The sequence below is a fragment of the Streptomyces sp. NPDC001709 genome (genome assembly GCF_053596375.1).
On record NZ_JBSFGB010000060.1, the window covers coordinates 20,668 to 30,380 of the forward strand.

Sequence of the window (9,713 nt, forward strand, 5' to 3'; positions counted from 1 at the left end):
CTCCGATGAAGGAGGTCTGCATGCTGCTGCGTGAAGTGACGTTCACCGTCGACCTCGGCGAACACGGATACCTCATCGGCTTTGACGACGACTACGACTTCCCACGTGAGATGCCGTTCGGCTGGCGCTGCGGCCCAGCCACCGAAGCCATCGCCGTCGTTCTGCCCACCACCGACACCGGCCCGCTGCAGATGACCGTTCAGGTCCACGACGCCCCGCCCGGCCCCGAAGCCGATGACGGCTGGGAGCCGGCGGAGGAGATGAGCCTGCTGGCCGACATCCCTGAACTCTGCCTCGCCACCATTGGGCAGGGCGACTTCTGGGACGCCTGGCCCGAAGCGGAACCACCTGTGGAGGTGCCGCCGCTCGCCGAGGGCGGTGACTGGGTGCGCATGCGTCTGTACTGCCACGCCGACGACCCCACCCGCGGCATTGGCGATCACGGAGAACGCCACCTGATCCAGCTCTGGCGCGCGCCGGCCACAGACCCCATGCATCCTCCACTCAGCAAGGAGGACCGGCAGGCGCGTGTCCAATACGCCGCAGATATGGCCACGCCCGCCGAGGACTACACCACCGAGTACCCGGTTCGCTACAGCGACGAGAGCCTCGACACTTAGCGTCGCCGGATCGTCCCAGAGCTTCCCGGCGATAGCCGCGTGCCGGGCAGAGCTGGAGCATGTGTACGTCACCGCCGTCGACGAGGACGGTGAGCCGAAGTCCCTGCCCGTGGTCTCCGAGCGGGCCCGCGCCAAGCTGAACGGGATCGCCGCGAAGATGACGCGCCTGCCGAAGCAGAAGGCCCGGCCGCTCGCGCAGCTGCGTGCGTGGTGGAAGGCGAGCGCGATCCTCACCTCCGGGGTGGCCGTCGACGTCATCAACTCCTTTCACGAGTACGCCCGTGCCGCAGCGGTGGCGATTCGGGCCCGGGTTGCCGCCGTGGTCGACATAGCGCTGGCGGTCGTCGACGTCGCCGCGATGGTGTTCGTGATGGACGGCGGCTGGTTCCACCGCCGACACCTGCTCGCCGAAGCCCGCCGTCACCTCGCTCTCGTCCTGCGCGGCCGCCGCCGCGAGCCGGGCCTGGACGACGCAATCGTGGACGCCGTCATCGCCACGTGCTGCCTGGACATCAGCGAGCCGAGGACGCTGCGCAGCCGGATGCCGGCCTTCCGCCTCTGCGCCGCCGGCTGGTCGCTGGCCGGCCTCGAATCCGCCCGGCGCCCGCCAGCCGCCGCCCCGGTCCGGCAGCCCCCGGCCGCCCGGGCACACCAGCCGCGCCCCGGCCTTCGGACCTGGAGCCGGGGGAGTGGTGGATACCCTGGGTCCCGTTGCAGTACGAGTGGGCCGTCCTCGCCGGTGCGGTGGTCCGCGAGAAGCTGCGCACCACCGTCACCGCCGTGCGGGGTCGGGCGTACGGCGTCGTCGCGCACCAGCAGGCGGCGATGCCCGAGCAGTTGCTCGCGCCCCGACTGTCGACCCCGAGCACGGCGAGAGGGATGCCGTTACCGGTTCGCGTGGATTCGGGTCACGCAATGGCGAATACGCCTTCACGACGCCTTCACGTAGGCGCATCATGCGGCGGAACGACAGCCACCACACCGGGGGAAGCCATGCCCAGCTACATCGAAGTCCAGAAAGCCGTGAACACGGAGAAGCGGCGCGTGTGGTTCGCGTGGCTGGCCGGCAACCTGCTCGCACTTTTCATCGCTTCCTCGATCAACGTTGCAGGGGCGCCGACGGTGGCGAGGGTGTTGTTCGTGGTCGTATTCCTGCTGCTGTCCGTCACGGCGTACCGGATGCACGCTGCGTTGAACCAGCGCGCGGATCGGGAGCGGCGTGAGGTGCTGGGCGACGACTACCCGGGCTGACGCCGTTGTGCAGTGGTCCCGCTCCGGTTCGTCCGGGCGGGGCCGTCGTCATGCGGCGTCAGCGGGCCGTCGTCCTCCCCGTCGGTGCGGGGCTGTTCTGGCCGGCTCGTCGCCCTCCGCGATGGCGATGCAGTCCCCCCGACGCGGGGTGTTCCGGTCCAGGACCCCGAGGCGGGCCAATGGGTCACGTCCTGCCCGCCGCGATCATCACCGCCCGTAACCTCATCCACTGCGCATGGACCCTCTATCGCTGGCCTGGCCGCCCCCGAAGTTCCCGCTGAAGGTCTGGAAGGACGGGCTGACCGAGCGCTGGAAGGACGCACACCAGGACGGCTGACCCGACGACAGTGGGGGCGGACAGGATTACCCTGTCCGGCCCTGCGGCTCGTCCGCGCGCTACGCCCAGCGCAAGTTCATCGCCCACTTGTTGGCCTGCGTTCGGCGCGGCTTGGGCTTCGCGTCCTCGCCGGCGGGCTCGATCCCGAGGATGTGCTGGAGTAGTCGGCGCGGCCGTCGCCGACCGGGCAGCACCCGTCATCGTGGCGGACGGTACTGACGTCGGGCGGCACCGTGCCAGGGCGGTGGTGGGGGCTGCTCCTGCGCGGCGGTGGTCGGGTGGCGGGGGTGTGTGGGAGGGAGTGCGGGGGCAGGGGGTGGGGCGGGTGGGGCACGTATGGGGCGCATGCGGCGGCGTGTGCGCCCCGTTGTGCGGAAGTTCTGCGGTGAGGTGCCTGTGTCGCAGGCGAGTTGACGGTAGGTCAGTGCAGTGAGAGGGGTATCTGTCGGGCGCCTGTCGGTCAGTGATTTTGCCGTTTAGTCGACATGCGGTGGCCAGTGCTTACGTGCGGGTTGCTTGTGTGCGAATTTTGTTCGTCGCGCGGGCCGGCTTGGCGAAGCGTGGCGGAATTTCCATGAATACGCCGCCCGTGATTCCGGTATGGCCTGCCGCCGAAAAGGAGGGCATTGCTTCTCGGTGGTCTGGACTTGAGGTCCAATACAAGCGTTCTGGGAACGCGTGTTCGTATTATGCTCGCGTAGACCGGTATGTCTATTGGGTGAGTTCGCTCGCGATGGGGGTTCGGTCGGGATCCGCTGCGGTGTGATCAGCCTCGTTCCGTGAATATGCCCGGCCGGTAAGCTTTGGTCCGGCAAACTGGTATATAAGGGATATATTTGGGTGAACGTCTCAGAGGGTGTCGATGGCGCGGCTGCTGTGCGGCCGTGTGTCCCGGCCGGGATGCGGGCAGGAAAATCCCCACTCATAGGGGGGATTTGGTCATCGTCTCGGTGTCTGGGCTGCCGCGTCGCAGTTCTTGGTGTTAACTGGAGCCCGGTCTGAGCCTTTGGTGGGTCCAGGCCCTTTTGGAGGCCTCGGGTGTGGTGCCCGGGGCCTCCCGCATTTTCACGTCCGCGCTTACCGGACCGGCGCGCTGACGCGACGAAATCAGCGGCGGCTGCCTCGAGAATGCAATTCGCCGAATATTTATTTCCTCTAAAGCGTTGTGATCTGCGTCACTGCAACCGTGCGGTGTAATACCGCGTCCGGATTCCCCAGCCGTGGGGACTTCCTCTTTACGCGGTCGATGCGGCTGTGATCCGAAGGTCCGACGGAGTAACGTGACCTTCAACGCGTCATCGGTACTGCCCGGAGGCCACACCACAGCCGACGAAGGGTCAGAGAGAGGGCGCTGGACCCACCACTCGTAGCTGTTGCCTGTCCTGAAGGGAGCTCAGACCAGATGAACCGCGCCGGGTGCGGCGGCGCCTCGCGTGCTGCCCGCATACCCCAGGCACTCCGGCACACCCACCTTGGCCTGACGCGCCGCCATGCCGTGCGGGCAAGCGCGCCGTTCGCGCTGCCGTGCACCAGCGCCGCGGCACGGACGGGGGGATGACCGATGGCCTCTCCCACGCCGAAGATCGACGCCTTCAACCCCTCCGGTGTCCTCGCCGGCACACGACGGATGCCCAAGGGCACCTTCCTGCGCTACCTGCCGCCCACGACCTGGTCCCGGCTGGTACGAGCCTGGCGCCTGGACACCCGGACCTTCACCCAGGGCGAGAAGCTGCCCCTCGGAGCGAAGGACGGCATGGTCTACATCGTCCTGGGCGGGTGCGTCCTCCAAGAACGCTTCCCCTTCGGCATCCACGAGGACGCCCCGGTCGTGGTCCGCTTCCGCGGCGTGGGCGAGTTCCTCGGCGAGGCCAAGCTCATAGAACCGGACGCCCACGTGCGCACCGTCTGTCTCAGCACCACCTGGGTCATGACATGCCCCGTCCAGCGCATGAACGTCCTCCTCAAACGCCACCCGGACGCCCAACTCGCGCTGCTACGGAGCCTGGAGGCACGCAACCGCAGCGACGAGAAGATCTACTGCACCGCCGACCGGCCCCCGCTGGACCGGGTCAGCACCCTGCTGCTGCACCTGGCCACCGCCGCCGGCACCAAGGACCCCGACGACCCGAGCAGGATCGTCATCGACGGACCGCGCCAGTCCGACATCGCCAAGGCGCTGCTCCTGGGCCAGTCGACGATCGAGAACGCGGTCGCCGAACTGCGACGGCACCACCGGGTGATCGACAGCAGGTACCGCCAGCTCGTCGTCACGGACATAGCCCGGCTCGAACGCATCGTTTCACCCGCACCGCCCGAGACGGACTGAGCCCCTCTGGTCACCCGCTCGATGCACCACGAACTTTGATTCTGCAGCGTCGCAGGCCCTGAGGGGGAGGGTCGCGCAGCGCTCCGACGAAGGAACGACCCGATGACCCTCAGCTCCACCACCCTGGCCTTCGGCACCGGCGCCGGATCCCTCCTGGTGGCCGCGCTCGTCGGCGCCGCAACGGTGGCTGTGGCCATTCTCGGCTACCGCCATGCCCGCCGCCTCTTCTCCTGGATGAAGATCAAGCAAACGGTCGAGGACAACGCCAAGGACCTTGACAGCGTCACCGGTCGGCTGGAGGAGATTGTCGACAAGCTCTGCGAGTACGCCCAGAAGCCCTGCAAGTCCGAAGACTTCGCCCCGCTGCGCAAGTTCCGCAACCTCATCAAGAACTTCGCCGACCAGCTCGAAGTGATCCGCCCCGAACTCAACGATGTCGTCAAGCACTTCGACGCCTATCTGGCCACACCCGTCCCTCAACCCGCTACCGGATCGCGCGCCGCCCAGCTGGAACAGGCCATGGAAAGGGCCATGGAGCAGGAGTATGCGCGGGTCCAGCTCCACGCCGCCGTCAGTGCCGCCCAGCAGAAGATCCGAGCCTTGAGGAAGGTGCAGTCTGGCACCGGCCGCTGATCCATGTGGAGACCGGGGCCTGGACCGCATGGCGTCCAGGCCCCACCTGCGTCACATCCCCTCGTGGCGTTCGACACGGTTTCCGCGCCCTTGACGGACAGGGCGTTGGTGATCACGCGGACCGGCCAAGGGCAGCTTCTTACTGGGCTTGGAGGAACTCTCTTGCTCCACGCAGCGGTGTGCGCACGCGTCCCTGGGTAGCGCTGCTGTCGAGGCGGACGTCCAGGGGCCCGGGCATGGGGGTATCGGCTCGGCGCCCGGCAGGCAGCCGGGTTGCGTCGAGTCCATCGCGTCGGGCGATGAGAACGCCGAGTTCGTGACGGCTGAGGGCGTCCGTTCCGGCAAGGTGGAACATCCCGGCCTGGTCGGACATGGCGAGTTCCCGCAAAGCGGAGGCGAGGTCCTCGACATGCACCGGGCAGCGGATGTCGTCGGTGAACAGGACACCATCGCGGGTGCCTGCAACCAGGGCGTGGACTAGACGCTCATGCACGGATCCGCCCTGTCCGATGATCAGCGAGGTGCGTGCGACCGCAGCGGTCGGCGCCAGCAGCCGCACAGCGGTCTCGGCGGCGGCCTTTGCCGCACCGTAGGGGGTGAGAGGATCCGGCAGGCAGGCCTCGTCGTAGTGGATTCGGGAACCGGAGAACACGGCGTCGCTGGAGACGTGGACCAGGCGGCAACCGTGCTTCGTCGCGGCTACCGCCACGCGGATCGAGCCGTCGGCGGTGACCGCCCAGTTGCTCCCTCCGCTCGTCGCGTTGATTACGGCACTGGGAGCAACAGCCGCCAGTACCTCATCGACCTGCCCGGGGGCACGAAGGTCAAGCTGGTACCACGAGGCTCCGGGCATGCTGCCCGGGCGGGAACAGTACGTCGCGGCTGTCTCCCAGCCTGCGGCAGTCGTCTGGCGCACAAGCTCCGTCCCCAGAAACCCGCTGCCGCCGATGATCAAGACCCTCATGGCGCCCAACGATAGGGCAGCCCAGCTCCGCCCAGGCAGGTCGCCCGGGCCTCAGCAATCTTGTCATGTGAGGCTCAGACACAGCTTCTGACACGGCGGGGCGGGGCCGGGCTGACATCTGTCCGGCGCCGACGCCCGTCCGTACGCCGCTACGCCCAGCGCATGCCGATGTTGGACAGCTGTTCCACCCGCTCCGGTGACAGCGTCGCGGCTCTGCTGCGCTGGTTCCCGATCCACGCCCCCGGCTTCACCTCCCGCTCCTCTCCCGCTCCTCCTGGTCCTCGCCAGTGATCTGCTCCACGTGCTTCCTCGGCACCCGCAGGTGTCCCTTGCTCTCGTAGAACTGCTGGGTGGCCCGGTAGTTCATCGCCCACTTGTTGGCCTGCGTTCGGCGCGGCTTGGGCTTCGCGTCCTCGCCGGCGGGCTCGATCCCGAGGATGTGCTGGAGTAGTCGGCGCGGCCGTCGCCGACCGGGCAGCACCCGTCATCGTGGCGGACGCCCGTCCGTACGCCGCTACGTCCAGCGCATGCCGATGGCGGATAGCTGCTCGATGCGTTCCGGGGACAGCGTCGCGGCTCTGCTCCGCTGGTTGCTGATCCATGCACCGAGCCGGAGCGGCTGCTCCTTCTGGTCCTCGTCGACGATGGTCTCGATGTGCTTGCGCGGTACCCGGAGGTGTCCTTCGCGTTCGTAGTACTGCCGGGCGGCCGCGTAGTTGGTGGCCCATTTGTCGGCCTGGCTGCGGCGTGGCTTGGGCTTCTCGTCTTCGGTGGCGGGTTGGATGCCGAGGATGTGTTCGCACATCCACTGTTGGACGGTGGTGAGGTTGTCCCATCCGAGCCGGACCGACCGTACCCACCGTCCGAGGTCCTCGCCCTGGTGGACGACCTTGCCTGGTGACGTGGGCAGTTCGCCGCCGGCCTCCAGGTGCTGCCGGACGAGGTGGAAGGCGCGCTGCCATTCCACGGGCCAGGCCGGGCACCAGGAGGGGTCGATGTCCTCCAGCTGTTCGCGCCGTTCCTCGGACAGCGCGCCGGCCGCGGACTGAACCGGCAGGCCCTGGGCACGCTGCTGTTCGATCTCGGCGGCCTTGCGGGCGGCGGCCCGCTGGTTCTTCAGCCAGATGCCTACCTTGTAGCCCTGGTAGGTGGCGTCCAGCGGCGCGAGCAGGTGCCCGTTCTCCTCGGCCCATCCACGCGCGGCGGTCAGGCCCTCTTCCCATGCGACGTCGTAGTGCGACCACACCATGCCCAGCTTCTCCAGCTGCTCGATGCGGTCCTTGTCCATGTTCCCGCGGGCGTAGAAGCGCCTGGCGTCGGCGATCCATTGCCCGAGGGGGAACCCGGCGAGAGTGGCCGGCCACTCCTCGGCACCAACCGCCTGGTCGTAGCGGCCGGGTACGCGGTAGGTGAACGGGACCTTGAGGTCGTCGTGCTGGCGGGTGTAGATGGCGGCGGCTTCGATGCCGCGTCGCCAGTGGGTGTGTTCGGGGTTGAGGACGCGGAGGTTGATGAACGCGGCCAACTGTGCGGGGTCGCGGGGGGTGCTGAATTTCAGCAGTGCTTGGGCCGGCAGGGACAGTCGGTCGCTTCGGTCGCTGTCGGCTCCCTCGCTTTCGGCCCCGCTTCGGCTTTGGACGCCTCTGACACGGCTTGGGGCCTGCTGCTGCGCCAGTGCCTCCACAACCCTGGCGTCGTGCGCTCTGAGCGCTTCCAGCAGCTTCGCCAACCCGCCGTAGGCCCGGGAGGTGAGCATGTTGTCCGCGGTCTCTCCGGGTCCGAGCAGGACGGGGACGATGAGGGATGCGGTCTTGCCCTCGTCGGGGTGCATGCGCAGTGCGCGGCCGACGGCTTGGACGAGGTCGGGCATGGAGCCGCGTACGTCGGCCCAGTAGACGGAGTCGCAGTTCTTGGTGTCGACGCCTTCGCCCAGGACCTTTACCGAGCCCAGGAAGGCTTTCTCCACGACCGTGCCGTCCGTGGCGATCCCGTCCGCGAATTCGCCCAGTACACGGCGCCGGTGGTCGGGCTTGTGTTCGCCGCACAGCCAGTTGGCCCAGATCGTCTTGGGGTACAGCTTGGGGTCGGTGGCGTGCAGCTGTGTGGCGATGTGGGGGAGGCCGGCTGCGAAGGCTTCGGCTTCCTTGACCAGGTGGTGGAAGACGAGTGTGCGCCGGAAGTTTTCCTCCGAGGACGCTTTCAGCAGCGCGGTCTGGAGCGCGGCGAGCCGGGCCCCGCGGACCTGGTCCGAGCGGCCCTCAGCGCCCAGGAGCTGGGCGGCCTGGAGCTGGGTGTCGGTGATGTCGAGGCACACCACCTGGTAGGGCGCGCAGATTCCCCGGTCGATGGCCTCGGACAGTGTCAGTGTGTAGCAGCGGCTGCCGAACGGGCCGTTGGGGTCGTTCTCCATGCTTGCGACCAGTTCGCCCGGTGCGCTCGGCGCAGCCTCGGAGTCGTCGTCCAGTTGCCACAGCCGGGGCGTGGCGGTCATGTAGAGGCGGCGCAGGGCCGGGATGCGGGTGTTGTCGTGGACCACCGCCCACGGTTTGCCGATCCGTCCCGAGGTCCGGTGCGCCTCGTCGACCACGATGAGGTCCCAGCCGGGAAGGTCGGCGGCGTGGGCGCGCTCCAGCGTTCCCAGTCCCAGTGAGGCGTACGTGGCGAACACCGTGATCTTGTCGAACGGGCGCACCCAGGCGACCAGCTCTTCCACGTTCGTGGTGTTGGGGAAGCCCGCCTCGTCCCCGCGTAGGGACGAGACACCGATCATCGGTCCGCCACGGCCTCCCTCGCGCCATGCGGCCTCGGTCTGTGCGAGCAGGTCCAGGGAGGGGACGAGCACCAGCACACGGCCCGCACGGAGCTCCTCGGCGCTTCGAGTGGCTACGAGAGTCTTGCCGGTTCCGGTCGCCATGATCACCTGAGTCCGGAGTCCCCGCTCGGGCACGGTGGCGCGTGCAGGCAATTCGAGCGCCCGCAGGACTGCATCGACGGCTTCTCGCTGGTGGGGGCGGAGTTCCTTCGGTGCCATTCTTCTCTGCCTTCTCCTGCGGGCCGCGCCTGGGGCATGACGCGGTAGAACTCGGGAATTCCTGCACGTGGACGGCTTGTGATCGGCTACGGTGTAAGCGAGTTGATCCGGGGCAAAGCCTCCGATCAGCCGCCGGAACGTCTGATCGGAGTCGGTCCAGACCCCTTTAGCCGACGCTGTTATCTGAGTCCAGAGTCTATCTCATGCTTCAAAATGAAGCACTCGAAACTCCAAGATCTCTCGGACATGGCGTTGTCCTGTTACTACTCCCTCCTGAGAGGCCTGACTCGCAGTCACATCCACGAGCGCACAGCCCGGTTCACTCCTCGATCTCCCGACCACCCGTCACCTTCGGTCCGTGCCTCAGCACATGGACAGGCGCCCTTGCTGCCAGCCTGCGGGCCGCGCGAAGCGTGGCACGCTTGGTGACGCAGAGCGTCACAGGTGGCTGGAGCGCAGCGGAGGCCACGGGTCGGCTGGAGGCCGGCCGCGCCTCGCAACGCGAGGCGCCTGCACTGCGGTTGGCGGGGCGCGCGCAGCGCGTGCCGCCT

The 9,713-nt window shown here is 68.0% G+C and carries 9 protein-coding genes; 5 read left to right on the top strand and 4 right to left on the bottom strand.

What is annotated here, in order from left to right; genetic code table 11:
* The first annotated feature begins 20 nt into the window (after positions 1-20).
* From ACWC0C_RS44390 to ACWC0C_RS44410, 5 genes are all read left to right on the top strand, one after another.
* On the top strand, positions 21-620 hold the full coding sequence (locus ACWC0C_RS44390) for a hypothetical protein (RefSeq protein ID WP_450870571.1): 600 nt from the start codon (positions 21-23) through the stop codon (positions 618-620).
* Between the two features lie 61 nt (positions 621-681).
* Positions 682-1,569, top strand: a complete 888-nt coding sequence (locus ACWC0C_RS44395; protein WP_450870573.1) for a hypothetical protein — start codon at positions 682-684, stop codon at positions 1,567-1,569.
* A 44-nt stretch (positions 1,570-1,613) separates the two neighbouring features.
* Positions 1,614-1,871, top strand: coding sequence for a hypothetical protein (locus ACWC0C_RS44400; RefSeq protein ID WP_450870575.1), 258 nt, complete (start codon positions 1,614-1,616; stop codon positions 1,869-1,871).
* A 1,898-nt stretch (positions 1,872-3,769) separates the two neighbouring features.
* On the top strand, positions 3,770-4,534 hold the full coding sequence (locus ACWC0C_RS44405) for a Crp/Fnr family transcriptional regulator (RefSeq protein ID WP_450870576.1): 765 nt from the start codon (positions 3,770-3,772) through the stop codon (positions 4,532-4,534).
* 102 nt (positions 4,535-4,636) lie between these two features.
* Positions 4,637-5,167: a hypothetical protein gene (locus ACWC0C_RS44410; protein ID WP_450870578.1), complete on the top strand. Its 531-nt coding sequence runs from the start codon at positions 4,637-4,639 to the stop codon at positions 5,165-5,167.
* Positions 5,168-5,306: 139 nt separating this feature from the next.
* On the opposite strand, the gene ACWC0C_RS44415 is transcribed toward ACWC0C_RS44410, so the two are convergent.
* From ACWC0C_RS44415 to ACWC0C_RS44430, 4 genes are all read right to left on the bottom strand, one after another.
* Positions 5,307-6,131 carry an SDR family oxidoreductase gene (locus tag ACWC0C_RS44415; protein ID WP_450870580.1) on the bottom strand — a complete coding sequence of 275 codons (825 nt, stop codon included), beginning with the start codon at positions 6,129-6,131 and terminating at the stop codon, positions 5,307-5,309.
* 149 nt (positions 6,132-6,280) lie between these two features.
* A complete protein-coding gene (locus ACWC0C_RS44420; protein WP_450870581.1) occupies positions 6,281-6,382 on the bottom strand; it encodes a helicase associated domain-containing protein in 102 nt (33 codons plus the stop codon).
* On the bottom strand, positions 6,379-6,612 hold the full coding sequence (locus ACWC0C_RS44425; RefSeq protein ID WP_450870582.1) for a hypothetical protein: 234 nt from the start codon (positions 6,610-6,612) through the stop codon (positions 6,379-6,381). The genes ACWC0C_RS44420 and ACWC0C_RS44425 overlap by 4 nt, the downstream gene beginning before the upstream one ends.
* Before the next feature lie 33 nt (positions 6,613-6,645).
* A complete protein-coding gene (locus ACWC0C_RS44430; RefSeq protein WP_450870584.1) occupies positions 6,646-9,162 on the bottom strand; it encodes a Helicase associated domain protein in 2,517 nt (838 codons plus the stop codon).
* Between the last annotated feature and the right edge of the window lie 551 nt (positions 9,163-9,713).